Source organism: Neisseria leonii (assembly GCF_028776105.2).
GTDB classification, from domain to species: Bacteria; Pseudomonadota; Gammaproteobacteria; order Burkholderiales; family Neisseriaceae; genus Neisseria; species Neisseria leonii.
The window spans coordinates 1,228,993-1,255,290 of sequence record NZ_CP145606.1; the positions used below are offsets into that span (position 1 = coordinate 1,228,993).

Below are 26,298 nucleotides of genomic sequence, written 5' to 3' on the forward strand. Positions count from 1 at the left end.
CTGACATCAACACAACCGTATCGGAGAAATCTGTCGGATACCAAGTATCCGACCTGCAAAAAGGCCGTCTGAAAATACGGAAATTCCGTTTTTTCAGACGGCCTTTTTTTCCATCTTGGAAACCGGTTACGGCATCAGCATACCGCCGTTGACATGCAGGGTTTGGCCGGTAATGTAGGCGGCCTGATCGCCCGCCAGAAACAGTACCGCATCGGCAATATCCTGCGCACTGCCGAAACGGCCGAGCGCGGTTTGCGCTTCAAACATTTTGCGCTGCCCGTCCGGCAGGGCGCGGGTCATATCGGTGTCGATAAAGCCGGGCGCGACGGAATTGACCGTAATCCCACGGCTGCCCACTTCGCGCGCCAGCGATTTGGCAAAACCGATCAGACCGGCTTTGGCGGCGGCATAGTTGGCCTGTCCGGCATTGCCCATCACGCCGACCACCGATGTGATATTGATGATGCGGCCGCTGCGCTGCTTCATCATGCCGCGCATGGCCGCTTTGCTGGCACGGAAAACGGATTTGAGATTGACCTGCATAATCTCGTCCCACTCTTCCTCTTTCATGCGCATCAGCAGATTGTCGCGGGTAATGCCCGCGTTATTCACCAGAATATCCAGTTTGCCGAACTCTTTTTCGACTGCGGCAATCAAATCTTCGATGCTGCCCGCTTCGGCCGCATTCAGCGCGCGGCCCTGTCCGCCCCACTGCGCCAACCGTTCGCCGATGGCCTGCGCACCGTTTTCCGATGTGGCCGTACCGATGACGGTAGCTCCGGCCGCCGCCAGCGTATCGGCAATCGCCGCACCGATGCCGCGCGATGCACCGGTTACCAGCGCGATTTTGCCGTTCAAATCTTGTGAAGCCATCTCTGTTTCCTCCGAATCAAATGAGTCCAGCCGTCTTATACCACAAATCGGGCTTTTAAACCCGAAACGCACAGAGAAAAACCGCCCTCAGGCGGTTTTCAGACGGCCTCAAACCGAAAGTCAGTCAAAGCAGACTGCGGCGGCCAAAGTTTTGCCCGACCTGTCTTTGGCCGACAGCACCGGCTCGCCCTGCAACGGCCACCCGATGCCGATTGCCGCATCGTTCCACAGCAGCGAATGTTCGGCCTGCGGGCAATAATAGTCGGTACATTTGTACACCAGTTCGGCTTCGTCTTCCAAAGCGTAAAAACCGTGGGCAAAACCCGGCGGCACCCACAACTGGCGGCGGTTTTCCGCCGACAGCTCCACACCCGCCCAGCGGCCGAAATCGGGCGAAGAACGGCGCATATCCACCGCCACATCAAATACCGCGCCGCGTATCACGCGTACCAGTTTGCCCTGTGTTCTTTCCGTTTGGTAGTGCAGGCCGCGCAGCACGCCTTTGGCCGATTTGCTGTGGTTTTCCTGCACAAAGGTGTAGTCGGCCACATGGTCGCGGAACCACCCGTCGCGGAACGTTTCCATAAAAAATCCGCGCGCATCGCCGAATATTTCGGGTTGCAGGATTTTCACCCCGGCAAGCGCGGTATCGATAATCTTCATCAAGGCTCCTTTGCTGCGGCAGGTGCGGACAAATAAGGCTGCAAATCGGTCAGGGCACGCTGCCAGTCGCCCGGCATGATGCCGAAGGCCGTCTGAATTTTGTGCAAATCGAGGCAGGAATTGGCCGGACGGGCAGCCGGTGTGGGATAGTCGGCCGTGGCAATGGCCTGCAATTCGGGCGTACGCACCAGTATGCCCTGTGCCGCCGCCTGCGCAAAAATAGCGCGGGCAAATTCAAACCAGCTCACATAAGGGCTGCCGGAAAAATGATAAATACCGGATGCCTGCGACCGGCCGCTGTGCAGCTGTTCCGTGATACGGATCAGTGCGTCGGCAATATCGCCCGCATAAGTGGGCGCACCGTACTGATCGGCTACGATGCCCAGCCGGTCCCGCTCCGCACCCAAACGCAGCATGGTCTTGACAAAGTTACCGCCTTTCTCGCCGAACACCCACGCCGTGCGCAGAATAATATGGCGCGGACAGGCCGCCGCCACCGCACGCTCGCCCGCCAACTTGCTTTGCCCGTAGACATTTTGCGGCGCAACCGCATCATCTTCGCGGTAAGGGCGGCCGAGACGGCCGTCAAACACATAATCGGTGGACAAATGCAGCATCAGCGCGCCGTTTTCCGCCGCTGCTTCGGCCAAATGGCGCGCGCCGTCGCAATTGACGGCAAAAGCGGTTTCGCGCTCGCTTTCCGCTTTGTCCACCGCCGTATAGGCGGCGGCATTGATCACGGCATCGGGGCGGAACGCAGCGGCCGCCCGCATCACGGCTTCGCGGTCGGTAATGTCGAGTTCGGCGCGGCCGACGGCCGAAACTTCGGCTCTGCCCTGCCATTGCCGCGTCAGACAATGCCCCACCTGGCCGTCTGCACCGGTAATCAGAATTTTCATCTACACTCCCGTCAGAAACACTCAACCCAAACGGCGGTCCAGCAGATGCAGCAGATATTGTCCGTATTCGTTTTTCGCCATCGGCGCGGCCAGCTCGGCCAGCCGTTCATTGCTCAGCCAGCCGTTGCGCCACGCGATTTCTTCCAGACAGGCCACTTTCAGATTTTGGATATGTTCGACGGTTTCCACAAACGAAGCCGCTTCCAACAGGCTGTCGTGCGTACCGGTATCCAGCCAGGCAAAGCCCCTTCCGAGCCGTTCGACATTCAGCAGCCCGGCTTGCAGATACATCTCGTTCAGATCGGTAATTTCCAATTCGCCGCGTTCAGACGGCTTCAACTGCTTTGCCCACTCCACTACACGGTTGTCATAGAAATACAGGCCGGTTACCGCCCAATCGGACTTCGGATTCTGCGGTTTTTCCTCAATCGACAAGGCTTTACCCTGCTCATCAAAAGCCACCACACCGAAACTCTGCGGATTTTTGACCCGGTAGGCAAAAACCGTCGCACCCTCCGTACGGACGGCGGCCTGCTTCAAGGCGGCGGAAAAATGCTGGCCGTAAAAAATATTGTCGCCCAATACCAGACAGACGCCGTCGCTGCCGATAAAGTTTTCACCGATAATAAATGCCTGAGCCAAGCCGTCGGGACTGGGCTGCTCGGCATACTCGATACCTATGCCGAAATCCGACCCGTCGCCCAACAGGCGGCGGAATGCGGCATTGTCCTGCGGCGTGGTAATGACCAGCACCTCGCGGATACCCGCCAGCATCAGCACCGACAGCGGGTAATAAATCATAGGCTTGTTATACACCGGCAAAAGCTGCTTGGACACGCCCCGCGTAACCGGATACAGGCGCGTACCGCTGCCGCCTGCCAAAATGATGCCTTTCATCTCTCTCTTCCTTCTCCCGAGCCCTGCCGCCGAACGGGCTCGCATAGGCCGTCTGAATATCGGAACCGCGCAGTTTTCTGCGGCTGCCGCCCTTCTGCGGCGTATCAGCCTCCTGTTCCCAAACGCTGCAAACGGTACGTCCCGTCCAGCACCCGCTGCCACCATCCCCGGTTGGCCAAGTACCATACCACCGTTTTGCGGATACCGCTTTCAAACGTCTCCTGCGGCTGCCAGCCCAGCTCGCGGCGGATTTTCGCCGCATCGACGGCATAGCGCACATCGTGGCCGGGACGGTCCGGCACAAACGCAATCAAATCTTCATACCGCGCCACACCCGCAGGTTTTTCCGGTGCCAATTCTTCCAACAGCGCGCAGATGGTGCGCACCACCTCGATATTGCTTTTCTCGTTATGGCCGCCGATGTTGTAGGTTTCGCCCACCCTGCCGCGCGTTACCACCGCATACAGCGCGCGGGCATGATCCTCGACAAACAGCCAGTCGCGGATCTGCCGCCCGTCGCCGTAAACCGGCAGCGGCCGGCCGTGTACGGCATTTAAAATCATCAGCGGAATCAGTTTTTCGGGGAAATGGTACGGACCGTAATTGTTCGAACAGTTGCTGACCAGCGTCGGCAAACCGTAGGTACGCTGCCAGGCCCGTACCAGATGGTCGCTGCCCGCCTTGCTGGCCGAATACGGACTGGAAGGGGCATACGGTGTGGTTTCGGCAAACAGGCCGTCTGAACCGCACAAATCACCGTACACTTCGTCCGTCGAAATATGATGGAAGCGGAAAGCCGCTTTCCGCTCCGCCGGCAAACCCTGCCAATACGCGCGGGCTGCTTCCAGCAGTGTGAACGTACCGACAATATTGGTCTGCACAAAAGCCTCCGCACTGTCGATACTGCGGTCTACATGGCTTTCTGCCGCCAGATGCATCACCGCATCGGGCCGGTGCTCGGTAAAAATACGGTCCAGCGCACCACGGTCGCCGATATCGGCACGGACAAACGCATAGCGCGGACTGTCGGCCGCCCCGGCCAGCGATTCGAGATTGCCCGCATAAGTGAGCTTGTCCACATTGACCACGCTGTCGCCGGTATGGCCGATAATATGGCGCACCAGCGCCGAACCGATAAAGCCGGCACCGCCGGTAACCAGAATTTTTTTCATTTTAACAATCAAACTGTTCAGCCTTTGATTCCCGCACACCGGCCAAAGGCAGCTCTATCGGCCGGTACGGCGGAATCTGCAAGACATACCGTATCCAGTTGCCGAAACTGTATTTTTCACGGATTGCCGCTTCCATTTCCCGATACGGCCGTCTGAGAAAATCATCTATGCCGTCAAAATTCCTGCCGTCCCAAATCAAGATATTGTCGGGGTGGTAAAAGTCATAGTGCCGGACGGCGGCATTAGTGGTAATCAGCTTTTTGCGGCAGCCGATTGCCTCAAAAGCACGGAAAGACAAACCGTTATGTCCGGGCGTCTTGAAATCGACCAGCACTTTCGCCCGGCGGGCACGCCGCAGATTCTCGCCGTAAGCATAACCGCTGTCCAGAACGTTGATGCTGCCGGGATACAGCTGCCTGACACTCCGAATCTTCCGACGGGCGCAGACAATATTGAAATCCAGCGTCCAACCGTATTGTTCCGCCTGTCTGCCAAACGCCGCAACCGCATCGCTGCGCCCGGGCAGATGGGAACCCAAAAAATAAAAATCCCTGTCCGCCTGCGGCAGGCTCTGTCCCGCATTTTCCAGATAGAAATTCGTCAGCGGTAAAAAATCCGTGCCCGAATGCAAATCGGCCGGATCAAAAACATAAAACCGGTCAAATGCCGCCACATGCTGCCAGATTTCGGGATAACGGTTCATACCGTCCCATTGATAATTCACCATCGAATACCGGACACGGGTACGCACCTCGTCCAAAAACGCCCGACTGTACAAATCGCCCCGGATAAACAGAGCATAATCAAACTGCCCTGCCGGTTGCAGCATCTGACGCATACTGCGTTCAAATGCAGCCTGACACAACTGCCGCCTGACACTCCGGTCTCCGAATATCCATTTCCGAAACAACGCATGCAGCCGCTCTTTCAGGGAAAGCCTGAGAAGTTCGCGGTACTGCCGTTCATCAAACACAATCTCGGTAACATCGAAACCCTGCGCAGCCAATGCAGCCGAAATTTCGCGGTAAATGCCCATATGATCGGGCATACCCAATAAAATAGTCGGTTTCGCCATAGAGATCCTGCCGCAATCCGCTGTCCTTACTCAGAAAACATCCGCCATATCCAGCTGCCGAACGAATAATACTGTTTCACGGCAGGATCTAAAGGTACATACGGTTTGCGCAAGAATTCGACCAAACCGCCCGTATTTTTGCCGTCCCAGATAAAAATATTGTCCGGGTGGTAGAAATCATATTCCCTGACCGTCCGGTTATTGGTAATGACCTTTTTATCGAAGCGCATGGCGTCGAAGAAACGGAACGACAAACCATAACCGGAAAACTGCACAAAATCGACCACAACCCCGCAGGCTGCTACTTTTTGCAGATTTTGCTCAAAGTCCAGCACCGTATCGCGGTTCAAATAAGTAACACCTTCCCGTCCCAAAACCTTCTGGGCACGGCGGTCTTTGCAGTAGATATGGAAATCCAGCGGCAGTTTCAGACGGCGTGCCGCATCAAGAAACCGCTTGGTATCCAGAGAACGGTGCATTTCATAACCGCCGAGAAAATACAGGCCGCCGTTCTGCTCGGGCTGCCCAACCGGAAAATCGAAATAAAAATTAGTGGTGGCGGTAAAACGGTGTTGCGGATAACGGCCAACATCTTTTTTATCGAATACAAAAAAGCGGTCGAAATAAGGCAGGTAATCAATGATATCGGGAAATCGCCCGATGCCGTCCCAGTGATAATTCACGCAGAAAGCAGCATGTTCGCGGATTTTACGTATGATGGCTTTCGGATAAATATTGGCGCGGATGCACAATGCAAATTCGGCCTGCCTGCCGCCCAAAGACACGAGCTTGCGCCCGATATCCCAACGAAAACGCGAATATTTCAGCATTTTCTTATAGTCTTGGTTTTTCCGAACCTTTTTCTGATACAGGGCAGCCAGCCGGCTGCCGAAATACGGATAATAGGAATCCCTGTCGTCATAACACAGATTGATCACATCAAAGCCGTAATGATGCAGGTTCTTTTCGATACACCGATCTAAACCATACATATACGGCATAGCCAAAATGACCCGTTTTCCGTCAAACGGCTTTAACAAAGCACACCCCCATTGATCGGCCTGAACATACAGCAGACGCAAATCCGACAAAACCAGCATGCTTCAATTAATCAAGCATGTATCAGAGATTGTACATCAAGCCGCTCACGGGCAATGCTTACCCCCCCCTGAATTATTACATAACTTTACAAAATAAAACCCAAGTTCGCTTATTTCGGCTCAAATTATCAGTTACTGCTTTTTTATATAGTTGAGAATAAAATACTTTACCCACCCTTTCACACTGCGCACCGCCCAACTGTGCCATTTCGGCAAACAATCTCCCAAAGACTCACAGCGGATGGTACTTCGGAGTTTTTCCAATGCTTCCAATACGAAAGCCGGGCGGCTGTGTATCACGCGCACCTTGCCGTGCTGTTCGAAATACAGCCAGTCGTCGGCTGCCACACAGGGGGGAGTATTGACATTAATTAATTTTTGTGCTGCATCGAGGGTGGCGATATAGGCCACTGTGCCGCAGCCATACTGTGCCCACGGCGTTCCGACATAGCCCGCCTCGCCGTTCACGTCCCATGCCGCCAGCCGCTTCAAAGGGATACGGCGGTAGTAATACGGTAAATATTTCGGCAGCGTTTTAACATAGCCGATCATCAGTACATCAAACGGAACACGTTCCCTCAGCATTTTCAGACGGCCTGTATCCAACAGCGGACGCGGATCACGGATAAACATCGCATCATCTTCCAAAATCAATGCGTATTCTTCCTGCTGCTCCAACATACGGCGGTACACCTGCAAATGAGATAGCGCGCAGCCCAATTCGCCGGGTTTGAGCCAACGCTTTTTCTTGCCCTGTTTATGCTCGGGCAGGCAGGAGCGGCTTTGCAGTTCGGCCAGGCCGATACCGCGCATATCGCAGGCATCGACAAATACCGGCCGGATACCGAACTTGCTGCATTCTTCGGCAATATGCGCCCGCCTGACCGTCTCGCCGGCCAGTGAAACTACATAAGTCGGAATCTGCACCGTCATCAATTTTCTCCTCCCGGTTGCGCGGGCCGCTCCGCATGGTCCGTTCAATGTACCTCAATAAACGCTGCCACCGCTTCCTGCGACACCAGCGCATGACAGACGGCCTCTTTGTTAATCCGTTTGGCCAAACCCGCCAGCACTTTGCCCGGACCGCATTCGGCCGATTCGGCAACACCCTGCTCCACCAGCAGATTCACCGTTTCCGTCCAGCGCACCGGGCTGTAAAGCTGGCGCACCAGCGCATCTTTGATTTGCGCGTCGTCGTCATACGATGCCACATCGGCATTGTGAATCACGCGGATTTGCGGACGGCTGATACTGATACCTTTCAGGGCTTCGGCCAGTTTTTCGGCCGCAGGCTTCATCAGGCTGCAATGCGAAGGCACGGAAACCGGCAACGGCAGCGCGCGTTTGGCACCGGCGGCTTTGGCGGCCGTCATGGCGCGCGCCACCGCTTCGGCATGACCGGCAATCACTACTTGTCCCGGCGAATTGAAATTCACCGCCTCCACCACCTGACCCTGCGCCGCTTCCGCACAAATCTGTTCCACTCGGGCATCTTCCAGCCCCAACAGCGCGGCCATCGCCCCCACGCCTTGCGGCACGGCATTCTGCATCAATTCGGCACGCAGGCGCACCAAGCGCACCGCGTCGGCAAAATCGAGCGCACCGGCAGCCACCAGCGCGCTGTATTCGCCCAAGCTGTGTCCGGCCACCACATCGGGCGTTTTGCCGCCGGCGGTCAGATAGGCGCGGTACGTGGCGATACCGGCCGCCAGCATCAGCGGCTGGGTGTGGACAGTCTGACCGATCAGTTCTGCATCACTACCGTTCATCATCGCCCACAAATCCTGACCCAAGGCGGCCGAGGCTTCGTCAAACGTGGTTTTGACGATGGCCGCACCGTCAAAACCGTCCATCATATTCAGGCTCTGCGAGCCTTGTCCGGGAAAGAAAAACGCAAAAGACATGATGATTCCTTTCTCAATAACCGCAGGCACCCGCAGGCCGTCTGAAAAGACGGCGCAGCCGCCCGCCGAATCCGCAAACCGAAGAATAACCCGAAACGATATGCCGAACCGTCTGTACGCTGTACGGGTTTCAGTACGGCATGACGCGATACAGTGTTTTCAGACGGCCTCCGACAGATGCAGTCAATAGGTCAGCAGCACTGCGCCCCACGCGAACCCGCCGCCGATACCTTCCAACAGCAGCCGCTGGCCGCGCCGTATACGGCCGTCGCGCACGCCGGCATCCAGTGCGAGCGGAATCGAAGCGGCCGATGTGTTGCCGTGATCCTGCACGGTATAGATGATTTTGTCCTGACCGATGCCCAGATGCTTGGCCGTGCTGTCGATAATGCGCTTATTCGCCTGATGCGGCACCACCCAGTCGATTTCCTCCGCACTGATGCCGCTTTCCGCCAACACGTCCGCGCCGACCTGCGCCAAGGTTTTGACGGCGAATTTGAAAACGCCCTGCCCGTCCATTTCGACGAACGGGTTGCCGCACACCTGTCCGCCCTGCATACTGGCCGGCACTTTGAGCAGGTCGAGATAGGCGCCGTCGGCGTGCAGTTTGCTGTACAGAATGCCCGGTTCGTCCGCCGCGCCCAAAACCACCGCACCCGCACCGTCGCCGAACAGCACGCACGTTGTGCGGTCGCGCCAATCGACAATGCGGCTGAATGTTTCCGCGCCGATAACCAGGGCTTTTTGCGCCAAACCGCTTTGAATATAGGCATTGGCAGTCGTCAGTGCATACATAAACCCCGCGCAGACGGCCGCCACGTCAAACGCCGCACAGCCGCCGATACCGAGTTTGTGCTGGACGATGGTGGCGGTGGCGGGGAACTGCATATCCGGCGTGGCTGTGGCCACAATAATCAAATCGATGTCGTTAGCAGCAACACCGGCCGCCTGCAAGGCCTGCCGTGCGGCGGCAGCGGCCAGATCGCTGGTCTGCTCGTTTTCGGCCGCGATATGGCGGTAACGGATGCCGGTACGGGCGGTAATCCACTCGTCGGAAGTATCAACCATGGCGGCCAAGTCGTCGTTGCTCAGCCGTTTGGCCGGCAGATAACTGCCGGTACCGAGAATTTTGGCATATTTCATGGATGCGCCTTTTTATTTATTGTGATGCGGATAGAATAATTACACCAATCACACCCGAAAGCAAGAAAAGGCGGCTCCGCCGCCTTCGCTGTTGCCCGCCGTTGCGGCCTTATTTATCGAGATTGTCGGCCATCAGTGCCTGCTCGGCCACCAGTTTCTGCATACTGATGACCGCCAGCCGGGCGGCCACACCTTCTTCGATACGTGCCAGACTGTCCGATTCGGCTTCGTGATACGCCTCCTCCAACGCATAGAAAAAGCCGGTTTCGTCCGTCCCGCCGTGGCTTTTGACCACCACACCGCGCAGGCCGAGAAAAATCGCACCGTTGAATTTGCGCGGATCCAGTCTGTTTTTGAAACCTTTCAGCGCAGGCATGGCTGCCACAGCACCCAGCTTGGTCAGCAGGTTGGCCTGAAACTCCTGCTTGATGGCTCCGCCCATAAACTTCACCGCGCCTTCAATGGTTTTCAGCACGATATTGCCGACAAAGCCGTCGGCCACCACCACGTCCAGCTCGCCGCCGAAAAGGTCATCACCCTCGACATTTCCGACAAAATTCAGATCGCTCTCTTTAAGCAGGGCAAAAGCCTGTTTGACTGTCTCGGTGCCCTTAATCTCCTCGCTGCCGACATTGAGCAGGCCGACACGCGGCGCACCCGCCTGCGGCCGCAGTGCCTGCACCAATTCACTGCCGGCCACGGCAAACTGCACCAACTGCTCGGCCGTACAATCGACATTCGCCCCCAAATCCAGCATCAGCGTCATATGGCCGTCGGCGGCAGGCAGGAATTTGGCAATGGCCGGACGCTCGATGCCCGGAATGGTTTTCAGCACGAAACGGGCGGTTGCCATCAATGCGCCGGTATTGCCCGCCGAGACAGCCGCCTGCGCCAAACCTTCTTTGACCTGATTGATGGCTACGCGCATGGACGAATCTTTTTTGTTTTTCAAAGCCAATTGCGGCTGCTCATCCATCGCCACCACCTGTGCGGCATGTACCACCTCAATACGCTCCATCGGTGCACGTGCGGCTTTGAGTGCGGCATAAAGCTGCACTTCGTCGCCCACCATCAGCAGACGTGCGGCGGGGCGGCGGCGCAAAAATGCCACCGATCCCGGAACGGTTACGCCCAATCCGACATCGCCGCCCATGGCGTCCACAGCTAAGGTAATCATTTCGGTTCCCTCTTTCTCTATTCAGACGGCCTGCCGTCATACCGAGGCCGTCTGAAACCGCTTATGCGGCGGTTTTACGGTTTTGCGGCCGAAGCCAGACGGTTGTGTTCCACAATATCGCAGGCGTCCCACGGATAATTGATCCACCAGTCCTCGACGGTGATGCCGCTGAAATAATGCACATCTTCGGGAATGCTGCCCGTTTTCTCCTTGATCTTCTCATGCAGCACCGCCACGCCGATTTCGCCCAAATGCTCGCGGCGCAATTCGTTCAAAACAAACTCCATGGTAACGCGCGAATCGTCCACCTCGTCCACCACCAGCACATTTTTCCCTTTGAGGGATTCCGGCAGGGGATCGAGCCACTGGATTTTGCGCACGGCATCAGTCGGACGGCCGTCGCTGTCGCCGTCATAATAGGCCGTGGTCACAGCATAAATCGGAATATTCAGAAAACAGCGCAGAATCCGCGCCGGAATAAAACCGCCGCCGCCGATGGCAATCATGGCATCAAACTTCACGCTGCCCGCTGTGATTTTTTCCGCCAACGCCTTTAAAACCTGATGAATATCGTCATAGGTGTACCAAATTTTCTGAACCATTTTTCTGACCCCGCTCAACAATAACCCGGCAGCCGGTTGGCAAGTATAGCGCGAAAACCGCACCTGCGGCGCATCTGCCGGACAGTAACGAAAAACGGAAATCCCTCAGGATTTCCGTTGCAATCGGCAGGCGAGTTTATTCGCCTTTGGCTTTGACCACTTTGCGGCCGCGGTACATACCGTTGGGCGAAATGTGGTGCGGGCGGTGTACTTCGCCGGTTGCGCTATCTACAGACAGGGCAGGCGCGGTCAGCGCATCGTGCGAGCGGTGCATACCGCGTTTGGAGGGAGATTTTTTGTTTTGTTGAACAGCCATTTCAAGCTCCTAGAAAATAAATAAAGTTTACGTATTGCTTTTCAGCCCCGCCAGTACGGCAAACGGATTGGGCCGGTCTTGATTGACCTGCGACAAAACCTCATTGCCGCAGTCCTCATGGCGCGGCGACAAAGGCATAGCCATCAGAATCTGGTCTTCCACCAACCCGCGCACGTCCAGCACTTCGGACATCACCATGCCTTCCAATTCCTCATCAGCCAGCATGGCCTCGTCCAGTTTCTCCTCATCGGCAAACCAAACGATGCGCACGCTTTCATCCAAGAGATAAGGCATGGGCTGCAAACAACGCTGGCAGTACAGAGACAGCTCGGCCTGAACCGACAAATCCGCATACGGCCGCTGCCAACGGTCTTTCCCGCCGCGCAGCGAGAAAGCGGCTGCCGCACTTTGATCGGCCAGATATTCGTGCGACGACAGACGGCCGTCCAGCTCGTTCAGACGAAAGCTGCCGCTCAGCGTCTGCGCCTGACCGGCAAACGCCTGGGGGGCAATCAAATTAGGGTCTAACATAAACGGAGCATGATATAATTCAAACGCTTTCAAGTCAATGCTTTTCACCATGAATAAACCGCTTCCCCTGATTTTGGGCTCCGGCTCCGTATTCAGAAAACAACAGTTGGCACGTTTGGGGCTGGATTTTCAGACGGCCTCTCCCGATTGCGACGAAACACCGCTGCCCGGCGAATCCGCCGCCGATACGGCCCACAGACTTTCGGTTGCCAAAGCCCGCTCGCTGGCCCCGCACTATCCCGCCCACCTGATTATCGGTGCCGACCAAGTCGCGCTGTGCAACGGCCGCCAACTGGGCAAACCCATGCACACCGGTGCGGCGGCAGACATGCTGGCCGCCCTGTCCGGCCAAACCATCGAATTTTACAGCGCGCTGGCACTGCTCAACACACAAAGCGGCCGCCTGCACACGCATACCGACCGCACCACCGTCAAAATGCGTCCCCTCACCGGCAGCCGGATCGCCGCCTATCTGACGCGCGAACCCGATGCCGTCTATTGCGCCGGTGCCGCCAAAAGCGAAGGTTTAGGCGGCGCGCTGATTGAGCGCATCGACAGCAGTGACCCCAACGCCTTAATCGGCCTGCCGCTGTTCCGTTTAATCGACTTCCTCGCTGCCGAAGGCGTGGAAATACTCACCGCATAACATCACCATGACCCCCGTTCTTTATCTGATTCCCACCCCGCTGGGCGCACCCGACACCCCCTGCCTGCTGCCGCACGAAGCGGCGCAAATCGCACCGCTGACCGATTTTGTCGTAGAAGCGGAAAAAACCGCCCGCGCCCACCTGAAACATCTCGGCGTCCGCACCCCTGTCCGCGAACTGAACCTGCAACCGCTCAACGAACACACCGACAGCCGCCGCCTGCCCGAACTGCTCGCCCCCCTGCTGGCCGGACGCAGCATGGGGCTGTTAAGCGAAGCCGGCTGCCCCGCCGTGGCCGACCCCGGCGCGCAACTGGTGGCACTGGCACACGCACACGGCTTTGAAGTGCGCCCGCTCATCGGCCCTTCCAGCATTCTGCTCGCCCTGATGGCTTCGGGTGCCAACGGACAGAACTTTGCCTTCAAAGGCTATCTGCCCGCCGAAAAAAACGCCCGTGCCGAAGCCCTAAAAGCTTTGGAAACCCGTTCGCGCCAAGCATCGGAAACCGCCGTCTTCATCGAAACACCCTACCGCAACAACGCCCTGCTGGCCGATGCCGTGCAGCTGCTCCACCCCGCCACGCGCCTGTGCGCCGCCTGCGACCTGACACTGTCCACCCAACACATCATCAGCCGAAGCATCGGCGAATGGCGCAGACACCCCCTGCCCGATTTGAAAAAACGGCCGACGGTTTTTGTCCTGTATGCGGGACAACAGGCCGCCTGAAAACCTGCTGCCCAACGTTTTTCAGACGGCCTGACGGATTTGCGGCAAAAAAAACGGTTGCCAAACCGCCGTGCAAAATTTATAATCCGTTTTCTTTTCGGAATGTAGCGCAGCCCGGTAGCGCACTTCGTTCGGGACGAAGGGGTCGGAGGTTCGAATCCTCTCATTCCGACCAATTGAAAAAGCCCTTGATTTCATTATCAAGGGCTTTTTAACGTCCCGTGGCGGAAAATTTTTCCGGCCAATCCGACCGATTCCTATCCTTTCCTTCGAACCTTCCTTCTCTTCTTTCCGCACATCAAAACAAAGCGGCCGGCTATCCGCCCGCCTGATGTCGGATTCGAGAATCCGACCTGCCGATCCGTCCGCTTCAACGGAACACAAGGCCGGATAACCCGTATCTGAGTAGGCCGGATAACCCGTATCCGACTCCCTCCCCAAAAAAACGGATCAAACCGTATGGCAGCGATACGGAATTCAATCATCCAAATGCCGAAAACAACCCAAAAAAGGCCGTCTGAAAACACATACCATGCGTTTTCAGACGGCCTGATGACGCAGTCGGCCAGACCTTAAATCTCAGACATAATCGCGCTGCTCGCCTGTACCGTCGATGTTGTCCGCACAACGCGCGCAAACGGTTTCGTGTCCGGCTGTACTGCCCACGTCGTCGGTATAATGCCAGCAGCGTTCGCATTTATCACCGCCACTGACAACAGCTTCGACGGTCAACGCTTCGGCTTCACGCACTTCGGCACGGGACACCAGCAAAGCGAAGCGCAATTCTGCACCCAATGCACGCAGGTAGACCGCCTGGTCGGCAGGTGCGGCGATGCGTACTTCGGCTTGCAGCGACGAACCCAGCGATTTATCGGCACGCAGCGGCTCGATGGCCGCCGTTACCGCCGCGCGCACTTCGCGTACAGCCTGCCATTTTTTCACCAGCTCCGCTTCACCGGCTGCGGGCATGGCGGGGAATTCGTGCAGCGTATGGAACAGGACGCTGTCCTCTTCGCCGCCGCCGATAATCGCCCAAGCCTCTTCGGCGGTAAAGCACAGAATCGGCGCCATCAGCAATACCAGACTGCGCGTGATGTGGTACAGCGCGGTTTGCGCGCTGCGGCGGGCGTGGCTGTCGGCACGGGTGGTATAGAGTCTGTCTTTCAGAATATCCAGATAGAATGCGCCCAAGTCTTCCGAACAGAAGTTCACAATATCCTGTACCGCCAGATGGAAGGCATAGCGCGGATAATAATCGCCCGCCAGACGCTCCTGCAACTGACGCGCCATCACCAGCGCGTAGCGGTCGATTTCCACCATATCGGCCTGCGGTACGGCATCTTCCACCGGGTTGAAATCGGAAAGATTGGCCAGCAGGAAGCGCAGCGTATTGCGCAGACGGCGGTAGCTTTCCGTTACACGTTTGAGGATTTCTTTGGAAATCGCCAGTTCGCCGGAATAGTCCGTTGCGGCCGTCCACAGGCGCAGAATATCGGCACCGAATTCGTTGTACACTTCCTGCGGTGCCACCACATTGCCGATGGATTTGGACATTTTGCGCCCGTTCTGATCGACCACAAAACCGTGCGTCAGCAATTGTTTGTACGGCGCGCGGCCGAGTGTGGCGCAGCCTGTGAGCATGGACGACTGGAACCAGCCGCGGTGCTGGTCGCTGCCTTCGAGATACAGATCCGCCGGCCAGGCCAGCTCTTCACGCTGTTTGAGTACGGAAAAATGGGTGCTGCCCGAATCGAACCAAACGTCCATTGTGTCGGTCAGTTTGTCGTATTGTGCGCAGTCTTCGGCACTCAACAGCTCGCTTTTATCCAGTGCAAACCAAGCCTCGATGCCTTTTTCTTCGATGCGCTGCGCCACTTGTTCCAGCAGTCCGGCCGAATCGGGGTGCAGTTCGCCCGTTTCTTTATGGACGAAAAACGTCATCGGCGTACCCCAGAAACGCTGACGCGACACCACCCAGTCGGGGCGGCCTTCAATCATTGCCTGCAAACGCGCGCGTCCCCACGCGGGGAAAAATTCGGTATCGTCCACAGCCTGCAACGCACGGTTGCGCAGCGTATTGCCTGCCGTACCGGCTTTGTCCATACCGATAAACCATTGGCCGGTGGCACGGTAAATCAGCGGGGTTTTGTGCCGCCAGCAGTGGGCGTAACTGTGTTCGATTTTGCCGCTTGCCAGCAGGCGCGCATTTTCTGCCAGCCATTCGATAATCACGTCATTGGCCGCCCATACGGTCAGACCCGCCACGCGCGGCACTTCGGCAATATAGCGGCCTTCGGCATTAACCGGATTGTACAGTTCGATGCCGTATTGTTTGCAGACCAGAAAATCTTCCACACCGTGTGCGGGGGCAGTGTGTACCAGGCCGGTACCCGCTTCGGTGGTGACGTGGCTGCCGTTGAGCAGCAGAATATCGCGGTCCAGGAAAGGATGCGCCAGATGCAGGTTTTCCAGTTTGACACCGGCGGTTTCGGCCAATACGCGCGCGCCGTCTGCCAAGCCGTAGCGTTGGAGCGCGTCTTCAGCCAAATCTTTGGCCAGTACGAGTTTGCCTTTGGCCGTGTCCGTCAGTTGGTACACAATGTCGGCACCGGCCGAAACGGCCTGGCTGGCCGGCAGTGTCCACGGCGTAGTCGTCCAAATCACGCCGAAAGCCTCGCCTGCCAGCTCGGGCAGGCCGAACGCGGCCGCCAGCGCGGCATTGTCTTTGAACCGGTACGCCACATCGATGGCGGGCGATACTTTGTCTTTATATTCCACTTCGGCTTCGGCCAGCGACGAACCGCAGTCCAGACAGAACTGGACGGGCTTCGCGCCCCGATAGAGATAACCGGCCCGATAAATCTCACCCAACGTGCGCACAGTATCGGCTTCGGTTTTAAAATTCATGGTGAGATACGGATTGTCCCAGTCGCCCAACACCCCCAAACGGATAAAGTCGCGCTTTTGTCTGGCAATCTGCTCGGCGGCATATTCGCGGCACAGTTCGCGGAAACGCGCCATCGGCATCTCTTTGCCGTGCAGCTTTTCCACCATCACTTCAATCGGCAGACCGTGGCAGTCCCAGCCGGGCACATAAGGCGCATCGAAACCGGCCAGCGTTTTGCTGCGGATAATGATGTCTTTGAGGATTTTATTGACCGCATGGCCGATATGGATATCGCCGTTGGCATAAGGCGGGCCGTCGTGCAGGATAAATTTCGGCCGGCCGGCGGCTTTTTCGCGCAGTTTTTGGTAACGCTTCTGCTCATACCAGCTTTTGATCCAGCCCGGTTCGCGCTTGGCCAGATCGCCGCGCATCGGAAACGGCGTATCCAGCAGATTGACGGTTTGGCGGTAATCAGTCATGTTCTTTCCCAACAAAGAGTTTGAACCGTTTTTCAGACGGCCTGTCTGAAAAGGCCGTCTGAAAAACGGTATATCGATAAAATGGAAGCATTGTAACCGAATTAAATTATCGGTTGGCGGCGGATTTAACGCCAGTTGCGCGCCAGCACCATATCGGCATGAATGCGGCGGCGCAGACTGTCCAAATCGGCAAACTTTTCTTCGTCGTGCAGCTTGTGCAGAAAATGCACCGTCAGCCGCTCGCCGTAAAGATTGCCGGAAAAATCGAAAATATGGACTTCCAGTTTCTGCCCGCCGTCGGTCTCTACCGTCGGATTGCGCCCGAAACTGGCCACCCCCCTCCGGCGGCCGAAACGCCCCGCCGCCTCCACCACAAACACGCCGCTCAAAGCATAATGATGCGGCGGCAGGTGGACATTGGCCGTCGGGCAGCCCATCTGCCGCCCCAACTTTTTCCCGTGTTTCACCCGCCCGCTGAGGACATAATCATGCCCCAAAATCTGTGCCGCACGGTCCAGCCGCCCCGCCTGCAACGCGCTGCGCACCGCCGTACTGCTGGCACGCTCGCCCGCCACCAGAATACTCGGCGTCTGCTCGGTAACAAACGCGGTCTGCGCCTGCAATAAATCGAAACCGCCTTCGCGTCCGCAGCCGAAACGGAAATCGTCGCCCACCAGCAGATAACGCGTGTTCAATTCGGCCAGCAATACCGTGTCGATAAACCGCTGCGCGGGCTGCGCGGCAAACGGCGTGCCGAAATGGAGTACGCGCACCGCATCGACACAGCCGCTGTCACGCAACAGGCCGAGCTTGTCGCGCAGCGGCGACAGGCGGGCGGGCGGCGTGCTGCCGCGCAGGCGGGCAAAAAACTCATTGGGCTGCGGTTCGAACACCACCGCCACCGCAGGCAGACTGCGGGCGGCAGCCTCCGCTTTCAATTTCTGCAAAATATGCCGGTGTCCCGTATGCACGCCGTCAAAATTGCCGATGCTCACCGCCGCACCCGGCAGCAAATCCGGCACGGTGCTGCGGTTGAACCAGATGTCCATCATCCATCCATCGCCGTCAGGCAAAAAGGCATTATTGTAAACAGATTCACGGCCTGAATAAACCCGCTGCGGAATGCAAAAACGCAAAAGGCCGTCTGAAAACGGGGAAACGCGGTTTTCAGACGGCCGGGTTCCGGCAGGCATGGTGCGCCAGTATCCCGCACCGCGCTGCAAGCGCAGCAGGTACGGTGGATCCTGCCGGACGCATAGTCTGCTTCTTCTTAAATTTTTGTTACAATCATCCCGTTTTCCGTTCACACCCGTTTTCAGACGGCCTGATGCGATGTCTGTCGATCATTACGAAAATTTTCCGGTGGGTTCGCTGGCGCTGCCGCGCCGTCTGCGGCGGCCGGTACACGCGGTTTATGCCTTTGCGCGGTATGCGGACGATCTGGCCGACGAAGGTTCCGCCCCGCCGCAGGAACGGTTGGCGGCACTGGGCGCGTTGGCCGCCGACCTCGACCGTATCGCCGCAGGGGAGCAGCCGCATTCGGCTCTGATGCGGCGGCTGGACGATGAAGCCGTGCGGCCGTTTGCCCTGCCCTTGGCACCGTTTTACGATTTGCTGTCGGCTTTCCGGCAAGATGTCCGGGTTACGCGTTACCGGCATTATGCCGATCTGGCGGATTACTGCCGCCGCAGCGCCAATCCGGTGGGACGGATTATGCTGCATCTGTTCGGGCAGACCGATTCAGTCAGCATCGCACAGAGCGACGGTATCTGCACGGCACTGCAACTCATCAACTTCTGGCAGGACGTGGCAGCCGACTGGCAGAAAGGCCGGGTGTATCTGCCTCAGGAAGATATGGCGCGTTTCGGCGTAACCGAAGCGCACCTTGCCGAAGGACGTGCCGATGCGGCGTTTCAGCGGCTGATGGCGTTTGAATGCGGCCGTGCGTTCAAGATACTGAAAGCCGGTTCGCCGCTGGGCAAAACGCTGCGCGGACGGGCAGGGTTCGAGCTGCGCATGATTGTGGTGGGCGGCCTGCTGGTTTTACAGAAATTGGACGGTGTGCAATACGATGTGTTCCGCCGGCGGCCGGTTTTGGGTTGGAAAGACGGGGCGGTCATGTTCCGCCGCGCGCTGCTGAAAAAATAGCAGCCCTGTTTTTCAGACGGCCTACGGCGTTTTCAGGATATTTCGAAAAATTGGAAAGAGCGGTTTATGCAGAAAATTTTAATCATCAACGGCCCGAATCTGAATTTGTTGGGGACGCGCGAACCGCAGATTTACGGCAGCACCACGCTGGCCGATATCGAACGCGGCGCGGTGGCGCAGGGGCACGAATGGGGACTGGCGGTCAGCTGTTTCCAGAGCAACTGCGAGGGTGATTTGGTCGGCCGCATTCACGCGGCGCGCGATGAGGGGGTGGACGGCATCATCATCAATGCGGGTGCCTACACCCACACCAGTATCGCCCTGCGCGATGCTTTGGCGGGCGTAGCCATTCCGTTTGTCGAAGTGCATATTTCCAATGTGCATCAACGCGAACCGTTCCGCCATCATTCTTATCTGTCCGACCGGGCTGTCGGCGTGATTGTCGGCTTGGGGGTTTACGGTTACGAAGCGGCACTGCGCTATTGGGCGCAGACGCTTGGTTCTGCTCGGGAAGCCGGCAAATGAACATCAACGGCAGCACACAAGTCATCGCACACATCGGCTTTCCGACGTTTACCTTTAAATCGCCGATGATTTACAACCCGTATTTTGAAGCGGCCGGCATCAATGCGCTGGTTGTACCGTTTGCCTCGCAGGCACCCGAATACCCCGATTTTCTGCACGCCCTGTTCGGCTGCGGCAATGTCATCGGCGCTCTGATTACTATGCCGCATAAGGTTTCGACGGCGGCACTGGTCGGCCGTCTGAGCCGCACGGCCGAAATTGCCGGTGCGTGCAATGCCGTGCGGCGTGCCGCTGACGGCACGCTGGAAGGCGAGATGTTTGACGGCGAAGGCTTTGTACGCAGCGCACAGCGCAAAGGGTTCGACCCCTCGGGCAAGCTGGCGTTGGTGGCCGGTTGCGGCGGTGTGGGTTCGGCAATCGCCGCTTCGCTGGCTGCGGCAGGTGTGGCCGGTTTGCGCCTATTCGATGTCGATTCGGCTGCCGCCGAAGCATTGGCAGGCCGTCTGAAAACACACTATCCGCAACTTACCGTCGAAACCGGAAACAGCAATCCGTCGGATTGCGGCTGGGTGGTCAATGCCACGCCTTTGGGCATGAATGCGGGCGATGCCATGCCTTTGGACACAGCCCGCATTCCGTCTTCCGCGCTGGTGGGCGATGTTGTTCTGCAAAGTGAAACCGCTTTCCTGAATGCCGCACGCGGCCGAGGCTGTACGGTACTGACGGGTACCGATATGCTGTTCGAGCAGATTCCCGCCTATCTGGATTATTTCGGACTGCCGGCAACAACGGCGGAACATTTGCGCAGCGTGGCCCGTTTGGCATAAAGCGCACCGGCAAGCTTTTCAGACGGCCTTCTGCCGCCAAACCACAACACCCTTCTCGGAATTGAGGAACAACTATGCCGCAAAACCATGAAATCAATGTCCGCGCACTGCTCGACAGCCGCGGCATCAGCCTGTATCAGAAACTGGTCATTTTCCTCTGTTTTCTGATTGTGGTCATGGACGGCTTCGATGTGGTGATTATGGGATTTGTCGCCCCTTCCCTGCGCGAAGCTTGGCAGTTGAGCAATAACGAACTGGCTCCGGTCATCAGTGCCGCCCTGTTCGGGCTGACCTTCGGCGCCCTGACCGCAGGCCCGCTGGGCGACCGCTTCGGGCGGCGCAAAGTACTGATTGCCAGTGTATTCACTTTCGGCCTGTTTACGCTGCTGGCTGCGTTTTCCACCGAAATCTGGCATTTGATCTCCAAACGCTTTATCGCCGGTTTTGCCATGGGCGGCATTATGCCGATGGCTGCCACACTGGCCAAAGAATATTCGCCGCAACGCCACAGTGCGCTGCTGGTAACGGTTGTATTTGCCGGTTTTACCGTCGGTGCGGCAGGCGGCGGTTTCTTGGCGGCATGGATGATTCCGAAATGGGGTTGGGAAAGTGTTTTTGTTTTCGGCGGCGTACTGCCGATGCTGTTGAGCATTTTTATGTTATTCAAGCTGCCCGAATCCCTGGCTTTTATGGTGTACCGGGGCGACAGGCGGGAAACCGTGCGCGCCATCGTCGAACGCTGCGCGCCCGGCAGCACCACCGCACACAGCACATTCAGCATTCCCTCTGCCCCCGCAGCATCAGGCGGCCGAAATCCGGTCAAAACCGTACTCAATCCCCACTACCGCAGCGGCACCCTGCTGCTGTGGCTCATCTATTTCAGCCATCTCTTTCTGGTGTACCTGCTGGGCAGCTGGATGCCCACCATGCTGCGGGAATCGGCCATGAACCTCGAACAGGCATCGATCATTTCGGCCATGTTCCAACTGGGCGGTCCGCTGGGTTCGGTACTGCTGGGCTGGCTGATGGACCGCTTTGAGCCGCACCGTATCTTATCGCTCTCCTATTTGAGTGGCGCGGCCGTTTTGGTCTTGATGAGCAGCCTCGGTACCGACTACCTGCTGCTGTGTCTGACCGCATTTTACATCGGTGCCGCATTCAACGGCGGCGGAACCGGCATGAACGCCCTATCCAGCAACTTCTTTCCGCTGTCGGCGCGCGCCACCGGCAACGGCTGGATGCACGGTATCGGCCGTACCGGTGCCATCATCTCGGCTTTTGCCGGTGCATGGATGCTGAATGCAGGGTGGAATTTCCCGACCGTCGCACTGGCACTGACCGTTCCGGCCATGCTCATCGCTGCGGCTTTGAACATCAAATATATTCTCTACCGCAAAAAAACGCATAACATGTAGCCTTACTGCGCCGTCCTGCCATTTCAGACGGCCTGCCGCACACAACCGCCACGCAGGCTTACAAAGAAATCTCCGGTCAACATGTCCGTTGCCTTTTCCCAAGCCGTCGACAGCGGGCGGCGCGCCTACCTGTCGGCACCGGTTGCCGCCTGCGCCCAAGCACGCGCCAGCACCCCTACCGTCGGCCAACCGTTCTGGCACAGCAGCGGATACACCGAATAAACACATGAAGCAGTTGCCCTACACCTTTTCAGACGGCCTCTCCATCACCCTGCTGCTGTCGCAGCGCGCCAGAAAGCACATCATTCTGCGCCCCAACGATACCCGCAGCCTGCGTATCAGCCACCCGCCCCATCTGTCGCACCCTGCCCTCCTGCGCTGGCTGCACGCCAACGAATCCGCATTGCGCCAAGTCTTGTCCCGCACCCCGTCGCCCCAAGAGCGGCCGTCTGAAATCTACTATCTCGGCCGCAAACTGCCGCTGCATACACACGCCGCCCCCGATGTCCGCATCACCGGAGATGCCGTTTACCTGCCCGAAACCGATTACCCAAGCCGACAGACAGCCCTAACACAGCATTTATATCGTCAGGCAGAGGCCGTCCTACTGCCGCAGCTGAACCGCCACGCCCGCACACTCGACCTGTATCCCGCAAGCATTTCACTAAGCCGCGCAAGCACCTTTTGGGGCGTCTGCCGCCCGAGCGGCATCAAACTCAACTGGCGGCTGATCGGCGCACCCGAATGGGTGAGCGACTATGTCTGCATCCACGAACTGTGCCATCTGCTCCATGCGAACCACAGCGCACAGTTCTGGACGGAAGTAACCCGCCACACCCCGCATAGAGAAACAGCAAAGGCCTGGCTTCGCCGGCAGGGCCGTTTTCTGTTTCTGCCCCAACCGGCCTTAAATATTACTTGGTAGGTCGGATTCTTGAATCCGACACGGGGTGATTGATATTTGAGAATCGAAAGATATTCAGCACCGTGCCGGATACCCGTATCCGACCTACTCCCCCTCCCCCATTCCCCGGTCTGCCATTTCATTTTCCGGGCAAGCCGCCATAAAGCAGCACATAAAAGCAAACCCCCGCACATTGTGCAGGGGTTCTGAATTGGTGTCTGGCGGTGACCTACTTTCACATGGGCATCCACACTATCATCGGCGCTGGTTCGTTTCACGGTCCTGTTCGGGATGGGAAGGCGTGGGACCAAACCGCTATGGCCGCCAGACATAAACTGTACAAACCGGAAAGCCGTTACGCTGTTGCGTTTATTTATTGTTTAATCAACTGGTGATGAAGTATTTCATCAGTAAGCTTAATCTTTGAGCATCAAAGTGCTTCAAATGATAGAGTCAAGCCTCACGGGCAATTAGTATCGGTTAGCTGCACGCGTTGCCGCGCTTCCACACCCGACCTATCAACGTTGTGGTCTACAACGACCCTTCAGGAGGGTTAAACCCTCAGGGAAGTCTCATCTTCAGGCGAGTTTCGCGCTTAGATGCTTTCAGCGCTTATCTCTTCCGAACTTAGCTACCCGGCGATGCGACTGGCGTCACAACCGGTACACCAGAGGTTCGTCCACTCCGGTCCTCTCGTACTAGGAGCAGCCCCCGTCAAACTTCCAACGCCCACTGCAGATAGGGACCAAACTGTCTCACGACGTTTTAAACCCAGCTCACGTACCACTTTAAATGGCGAACAGCCATACCCTTGGGACCGACTACAGCCCCAGGATGTGATGAGCCGACATCGAGGTGCCAAACTCCGCCGTCGATATGGACTCTTGGGCGGAATCAGCCTGTTATCCCCGGAGTACCTTTTATCCGTTGAGCGATGGCCCTTCCATTCAGAACCACCGGATCACTATGTCCTGCTTTCGCACCTGCTCGACTTGTCGGTCTCGCAGTTAAGCTACCTTTTGCCATTGCACTATCAGTCCGATTTCCGACCGGACCTAGGTAACCTTCGAACTCCTCCGTTACGCTTTGGGAGGAGACCGCCCCAGTCAAACTGCCTACCATGCACGGTCCCCGATCCGGATCACGGACCTGGGTTAGAACCTCAAAGCCACCAGGGTGGTATTTCAAGGACGGCTCCACAGAAACTGGCGTCTCTGCTTCAAAGCCTCCCACCTATCCTACACAAGTGACTTCAAAGTCCAATGCAAAGCTACAGTAAAGGTTCACGGGGTCTTTCCGTCTAGCAGCGGGGAGATTGCATCTTCACAACCATTTCAACTTCGCTGAGTCTCGGGAGGAGACAGTGTGGCCATCGTTACGCCATTCGTGCGGGTCGGAACTTACCCGACAAGGAATTTCGCTACCTTAGGACCGTTATAGTTACGGCCGCCGTTTACTGGGGCTTCGATCCGATGCTCTCACATCTTCAATTAACCTTCCAGCACCGGGCAGGCGTCACACCCTATACGTCCACTTTCGTGTTAGCAGAGTGCTGTGTTTTTAATAAACAGTCGCAGCCACCGATTCTCTGCGACCCTCCAACGCTTACACCGCAAGGGCTTAACGTCAAAGGGCATACCTTCTCCCGAAGTTACGGTATCAATTTGCCGAGTTCCTTCTCCCGAGTTCTCTCAAGCGCCTTAGAATTCTCATCCTGCCCACCTGTGTCGGTTTGCGGTACGGTTCTGATTCAACTGAAGCTTAGCGGCTTTTCCTGGAAGCGTGGTATCGGTTGCTTCGTGTCCGTGGACACTCGTCGTCACTTCTCGGTGTTATGAAGACCCGGATTTGCCTAAGTCTTCCACCTACCGGCTTAAACAGACTATTCCAACAGTCTGCCAACCTAACCTTCTCCGTCCCCACATCGCATTGAATCAAAGTACGGGAATATTAACCCGTTTCCCATCGACTACGCATTTCTGCCTCGCCTTAGGGGCCGACTCACCCTACGCCGATGAACGTTGCGTAGGAAACCTTGGGCTTTCGGCGAGCGGGCTTTTCACCCGCTTTATCGCTACTCATGTCAACATTCGCACTTCTGATACCTCCAGCACACTTCTCAATGCACCTTCTACGGCCTACAGAACGCTCCCCTACCATACCTTACGGTATCCGCAGCTTCGGTTACAGATTTGAGCCCCGTTACATCTTCCGCGCAGGACGACTCGACCAGTGAGCTATTACGCTTTCTTTAAATGATGGCTGCTTCTAAGCCAACATCCTGGCTGTCTGGGCCTTCCCACTTCGTTTACCACTTAATCTGTCATTTGGGACCTTAGCTGGCGGTCTGGGTTGTTTCCCTCTCGACACCGGACGTTAGCACCCGATGTCTGTCTCCCGAGGAACAACTTGATGGTATTCTTAGTTTGCCATGGGTTGGTAAGTCGCAATGACCCCCTAGCCATAACAGTGCTTTACCCCCATCAGTCTCTTACTCGAGGCACTACCTAAATAGTTTTCGGGGAGAACCAGCTATCTCCGAGTTTGTTTAGCCTTTCACCCCTATCCACAGCTCATCCCCGCATTTTGCAACATGCGTGGGTTCGGACCTCCAGTGCGTGTTACCGCACCTTCATCCTGGCCATGGATAGATCACTCGGTTTCGGGTCTACACCCAGCAACTATCCGCCCTATTAAGACTCGGTTTCCCTACGCCTCCCCTATCCGGTTAAGCTCGCTACTGAATGTAAGTCGTTGACCCATTATACAAAAGGTACGCAGTCACGGAACAAGTCCGCTCCCACTGTTTGTATGCATCAGGTTTCAGGTTCTGTTTCACTCCCCTCCCGGGGTTCTTTTCGCCTTTCCCTCACGGTACTGGTTCACTATCGGTCGATGATGAGTATTTAGCCTTGGAGGATGGTCCCCCCATCTTCAGACAGGATTTCTCGTGTCCCGCCCTACTTCTCGTATACTCAGTACCACGCTTGAAATTTCGAATACGGGGCTGTCACCCACTATGGCCGAGCTTTCCAACTCGTTCTTCTATTTCAAGCGCTATCGTATACAGGCTCCTCCGCTTTCGCTCGCCACTACTTGCGGAATCTCGGTTGATTTCTTTTCCTCCGGGTACTTAGATGGTTCAGTTCTCCGGGTTCGCTTCGCTAGTCCTATGGATTCAGACCAGGATACACATTGCTGTGTGGGTTTCCCCATTCGGATATCACCGGATCATAGCTCTATTGCCAGCTCCCCGATGCTTTTCGCAGGCTTACACGTCCTTCGTCGCCTATCATCGCCAAGGCATCCACCTGATGCACTTATTCACTTGACTCTATCATTTGAAGAACCTTTCGACTTCGCCTTACCCGGCGTTGACTACCCGGTA

23 protein-coding genes, 1 tRNA gene, 2 rRNA genes and 1 pseudogene are annotated in these 26,298 nt (G+C 56.9%); 9 read left to right on the forward strand and 18 right to left on the reverse strand.

Features of this window, described 5'->3' with window-relative positions; all coding sequences use genetic code 11:
- Positions 1-126: 126 nt before the first annotated feature.
- From fabG to ORY85_RS05950, 14 genes are all read right to left on the reverse strand, one after another.
- A complete protein-coding gene (gene fabG, locus ORY85_RS05885) occupies positions 127-873 on the reverse strand; it encodes a 3-oxoacyl-ACP reductase FabG (protein WP_274572107.1) in 747 nt (248 codons plus the stop codon).
- A gap of 120 nt (positions 874-993) precedes the next feature.
- Positions 994-1,536, reverse strand: coding sequence for a dTDP-4-dehydrorhamnose 3,5-epimerase (gene rfbC, locus ORY85_RS05890; protein WP_274572108.1), 543 nt, complete (start codon positions 1,534-1,536; stop codon positions 994-996).
- A complete protein-coding gene (rfbD, locus tag ORY85_RS05895; protein WP_274572109.1) occupies positions 1,536-2,435 on the reverse strand; it encodes a dTDP-4-dehydrorhamnose reductase in 900 nt (299 codons plus the stop codon). The genes rfbC and rfbD overlap by 1 nt, the downstream gene beginning before the upstream one ends.
- Before the next feature lie 21 nt (positions 2,436-2,456).
- The gene (gene rfbA / locus ORY85_RS05900) at positions 2,457-3,332 is read right to left on the reverse strand and encodes a glucose-1-phosphate thymidylyltransferase RfbA (protein ID WP_274572110.1); all 876 of its coding nucleotides are present in this window, start codon (positions 3,330-3,332) and stop codon (positions 2,457-2,459) included.
- 104 nt (positions 3,333-3,436) lie between these two features.
- Positions 3,437-4,504, reverse strand: a complete 1,068-nt coding sequence (gene rfbB / locus ORY85_RS05905) for a dTDP-glucose 4,6-dehydratase (protein ID WP_274572140.1) — start codon at positions 4,502-4,504, stop codon at positions 3,437-3,439.
- A 1-nt stretch (position 4,505) separates the two neighbouring features.
- Positions 4,506-5,579: a hypothetical protein gene (locus tag ORY85_RS05910; protein ID WP_274572111.1), complete on the reverse strand. Its 1,074-nt coding sequence runs from the start codon at positions 5,577-5,579 to the stop codon at positions 4,506-4,508.
- Positions 5,580-5,605: 26 nt separating this feature from the next.
- The gene (locus ORY85_RS05915; protein ID WP_338577789.1) at positions 5,606-6,409 is read right to left on the reverse strand and encodes a hypothetical protein; all 804 of its coding nucleotides are present in this window, start codon (positions 6,407-6,409) and stop codon (positions 5,606-5,608) included.
- Between the two features lie 402 nt (positions 6,410-6,811).
- Positions 6,812-7,612 (reverse strand): glycosyltransferase family 25 protein, encoded by an 801-nt coding sequence (locus tag ORY85_RS05920; RefSeq protein WP_274572113.1) that lies wholly within the window; start codon positions 7,610-7,612, stop codon positions 6,812-6,814.
- Positions 7,613-7,656: 44 nt separating this feature from the next.
- Entirely contained in the window at positions 7,657-8,583 is a 927-nt protein-coding gene (fabD, locus tag ORY85_RS05925) for an ACP S-malonyltransferase (RefSeq protein WP_274572114.1), read from the reverse strand.
- A gap of 183 nt (positions 8,584-8,766) precedes the next feature.
- Complete coding sequence (locus ORY85_RS05930) at positions 8,767-9,726, reverse strand: beta-ketoacyl-ACP synthase III (RefSeq protein WP_274572115.1); 960 nt, start codon at positions 9,724-9,726, stop codon at positions 8,767-8,769.
- Between the two features lie 109 nt (positions 9,727-9,835).
- Complete coding sequence (plsX, locus tag ORY85_RS05935) at positions 9,836-10,903, reverse strand: phosphate acyltransferase PlsX (RefSeq protein WP_274572116.1); 1,068 nt, start codon at positions 10,901-10,903, stop codon at positions 9,836-9,838.
- Positions 10,904-10,977: 74 nt separating this feature from the next.
- Positions 10,978-11,505 carry a phosphoribosyltransferase gene (locus ORY85_RS05940; RefSeq protein ID WP_274572117.1) on the reverse strand — a complete coding sequence of 176 codons (528 nt, stop codon included), beginning with the start codon at positions 11,503-11,505 and terminating at the stop codon, positions 10,978-10,980.
- A 136-nt stretch (positions 11,506-11,641) separates the two neighbouring features.
- Positions 11,642-11,821 carry a 50S ribosomal protein L32 gene (gene rpmF / locus ORY85_RS05945; protein ID WP_004283533.1) on the reverse strand — a complete coding sequence of 60 codons (180 nt, stop codon included), beginning with the start codon at positions 11,819-11,821 and terminating at the stop codon, positions 11,642-11,644.
- Between the two features lie 27 nt (positions 11,822-11,848).
- Positions 11,849-12,352 (reverse strand): DUF177 domain-containing protein, encoded by a 504-nt coding sequence (locus tag ORY85_RS05950; protein ID WP_274572141.1) that lies wholly within the window; start codon positions 12,350-12,352, stop codon positions 11,849-11,851.
- Between the two features lie 49 nt (positions 12,353-12,401).
- On the opposite strand from ORY85_RS05950, the gene ORY85_RS05955 reads away from it, so the two are divergent.
- From ORY85_RS05955 to ORY85_RS05965, 3 genes are all read left to right on the forward strand, one after another.
- Positions 12,402-12,998: a nucleoside triphosphate pyrophosphatase gene (locus ORY85_RS05955; RefSeq protein WP_274572125.1), complete on the forward strand. Its 597-nt coding sequence runs from the start codon at positions 12,402-12,404 to the stop codon at positions 12,996-12,998.
- 7 nt (positions 12,999-13,005) lie between these two features.
- Positions 13,006-13,725 (forward strand): SAM-dependent methyltransferase, encoded by a 720-nt coding sequence (locus ORY85_RS05960; RefSeq protein ID WP_274572126.1) that lies wholly within the window; start codon positions 13,006-13,008, stop codon positions 13,723-13,725.
- 98 nt (positions 13,726-13,823) lie between these two features.
- Positions 13,824-13,900 (forward strand) — tRNA-Pro (locus ORY85_RS05965).
- A gap of 404 nt (positions 13,901-14,304) precedes the next feature.
- Here the strand turns inward: ORY85_RS05965 and ileS are convergent.
- Complete coding sequence (gene ileS, locus ORY85_RS05970; RefSeq protein ID WP_274572127.1) at positions 14,305-17,091, reverse strand: isoleucine--tRNA ligase; 2,787 nt, start codon at positions 17,089-17,091, stop codon at positions 14,305-14,307.
- 125 nt (positions 17,092-17,216) lie between these two features.
- Positions 17,217-18,140, reverse strand: coding sequence for a bifunctional riboflavin kinase/FAD synthetase (gene ribF, locus ORY85_RS05975; protein ID WP_274572142.1), 924 nt, complete (start codon positions 18,138-18,140; stop codon positions 17,217-17,219).
- A gap of 283 nt (positions 18,141-18,423) precedes the next feature.
- On the opposite strand from ribF, the gene hpnC reads away from it, so the two are divergent.
- From hpnC to ORY85_RS06005, 6 genes and pseudogenes are all read left to right on the forward strand, one after another.
- Entirely contained in the window at positions 18,424-19,239 is an 816-nt protein-coding gene (gene hpnC / locus ORY85_RS05980; protein WP_274572128.1) for a squalene synthase HpnC, read from the forward strand.
- Between the two features lie 66 nt (positions 19,240-19,305).
- Entirely contained in the window at positions 19,306-19,764 is a 459-nt protein-coding gene (gene aroQ, locus ORY85_RS05985; protein ID WP_274572130.1) for a type II 3-dehydroquinate dehydratase, read from the forward strand.
- Positions 19,761-20,591, forward strand: a complete 831-nt coding sequence (locus ORY85_RS05990) for a shikimate dehydrogenase (RefSeq protein ID WP_274572131.1) — start codon at positions 19,761-19,763, stop codon at positions 20,589-20,591. The genes aroQ and ORY85_RS05990 overlap by 4 nt, the downstream gene beginning before the upstream one ends.
- 74 nt (positions 20,592-20,665) lie before the next feature.
- Positions 20,666-22,006 (forward strand): aromatic acid/H+ symport family MFS transporter, encoded by a 1,341-nt coding sequence (locus ORY85_RS05995; RefSeq protein WP_274572132.1) that lies wholly within the window; start codon positions 20,666-20,668, stop codon positions 22,004-22,006.
- A gap of 72 nt (positions 22,007-22,078) precedes the next feature.
- Positions 22,079-22,228, forward strand: a pseudogene (locus tag ORY85_RS06000) (thiazole synthase); the annotation flags it as partial.
- Positions 22,229-22,232: 4 nt separating this feature from the next.
- Positions 22,233-22,931, forward strand: a complete 699-nt coding sequence (locus ORY85_RS06005) for a M48 family metallopeptidase (RefSeq protein WP_274570985.1) — start codon at positions 22,233-22,235, stop codon at positions 22,929-22,931.
- 195 nt (positions 22,932-23,126) lie between these two features.
- Here ORY85_RS06005 and rrf read toward each other — a convergent pair.
- Positions 23,127-23,239: ribosomal RNA gene (gene rrf / locus ORY85_RS06010) — 5S ribosomal RNA — on the reverse strand.
- A gap of 120 nt (positions 23,240-23,359) precedes the next feature.
- Positions 23,360-26,244 (reverse strand): 23S ribosomal RNA (locus ORY85_RS06015).
- Positions 26,245-26,298: the final 54 nt, after the last annotated feature.

Excerpts from the sequence above, each read along its gene's own strand:
- fabG (WP_274572107.1), bottom strand. The coding sequence starts at position 873 with ATGGCTTCACAAGATTTGAACGGCAAAATCGCGCTGGTAACCGGTGCA.
- rfbC (WP_274572108.1), bottom strand. The coding sequence starts at position 1,536 with ATGAAGATTATCGATACCGCGCTTGCCGGGGTGAAAATCCTGCAACCC.
- rfbD (WP_274572109.1), bottom strand. The coding sequence starts at position 2,435 with ATGAAAATTCTGATTACCGGTGCAGACGGCCAGGTGGGGCATTGTCTG.
- rfbA (WP_274572110.1), bottom strand. The coding sequence starts at position 3,332 with ATGAAAGGCATCATTTTGGCAGGCGGCAGCGGTACGCGCCTGTATCCG.
- rfbB (WP_274572140.1), bottom strand. The coding sequence starts at position 4,504 with ATGAAAAAAATTCTGGTTACCGGCGGTGCCGGCTTTATCGGTTCGGCG.
- ORY85_RS05910 (WP_274572111.1), bottom strand. The coding sequence starts at position 5,579 with ATGGCGAAACCGACTATTTTATTGGGTATGCCCGATCATATGGGCATT.
- ORY85_RS05915 (WP_338577789.1), bottom strand. The coding sequence starts at position 6,409 with ATGCTGAAATATTCGCGTTTTCGTTGGGATATCGGGCGCAAGCTCGTG.
- ORY85_RS05920 (WP_274572113.1), bottom strand. The coding sequence starts at position 7,612 with ATGACGGTGCAGATTCCGACTTATGTAGTTTCACTGGCCGGCGAGACG.
- fabD (WP_274572114.1), bottom strand. The coding sequence starts at position 8,583 with ATGTCTTTTGCGTTTTTCTTTCCCGGACAAGGCTCGCAGAGCCTGAAT.
- ORY85_RS05930 (WP_274572115.1), bottom strand. The coding sequence starts at position 9,726 with ATGAAATATGCCAAAATTCTCGGTACCGGCAGTTATCTGCCGGCCAAA.
- plsX (WP_274572116.1), bottom strand. The coding sequence starts at position 10,903 with ATGATTACCTTAGCTGTGGACGCCATGGGCGGCGATGTCGGATTGGGC.
- ORY85_RS05940 (WP_274572117.1), bottom strand. The coding sequence starts at position 11,505 with ATGGTTCAGAAAATTTGGTACACCTATGACGATATTCATCAGGTTTTA.
- rpmF (WP_004283533.1), bottom strand. The coding sequence starts at position 11,821 with ATGGCTGTTCAACAAAACAAAAAATCTCCCTCCAAACGCGGTATGCAC.
- ORY85_RS05950 (WP_274572141.1), bottom strand. The coding sequence starts at position 12,352 with ATGTTAGACCCTAATTTGATTGCCCCCCAGGCGTTTGCCGGTCAGGCG.
- ORY85_RS05955 (WP_274572125.1), top strand. The coding sequence starts at position 12,402 with ATGAATAAACCGCTTCCCCTGATTTTGGGCTCCGGCTCCGTATTCAGA.
- ORY85_RS05960 (WP_274572126.1), top strand. The coding sequence starts at position 13,006 with ATGACCCCCGTTCTTTATCTGATTCCCACCCCGCTGGGCGCACCCGAC.
- ileS (WP_274572127.1), bottom strand. The coding sequence starts at position 17,091 with ATGACTGATTACCGCCAAACCGTCAATCTGCTGGATACGCCGTTTCCG.
- ribF (WP_274572142.1), bottom strand. The coding sequence starts at position 18,140 with ATGGACATCTGGTTCAACCGCAGCACCGTGCCGGATTTGCTGCCGGGT.
- hpnC (WP_274572128.1), top strand. The coding sequence starts at position 18,424 with ATGTCTGTCGATCATTACGAAAATTTTCCGGTGGGTTCGCTGGCGCTG.
- aroQ (WP_274572130.1), top strand. The coding sequence starts at position 19,306 with ATGCAGAAAATTTTAATCATCAACGGCCCGAATCTGAATTTGTTGGGG.
- ORY85_RS05990 (WP_274572131.1), top strand. The coding sequence starts at position 19,761 with ATGAACATCAACGGCAGCACACAAGTCATCGCACACATCGGCTTTCCG.
- ORY85_RS05995 (WP_274572132.1), top strand. The coding sequence starts at position 20,666 with ATGCCGCAAAACCATGAAATCAATGTCCGCGCACTGCTCGACAGCCGC.
- ORY85_RS06005 (WP_274570985.1), top strand. The coding sequence starts at position 22,233 with ATGAAGCAGTTGCCCTACACCTTTTCAGACGGCCTCTCCATCACCCTG.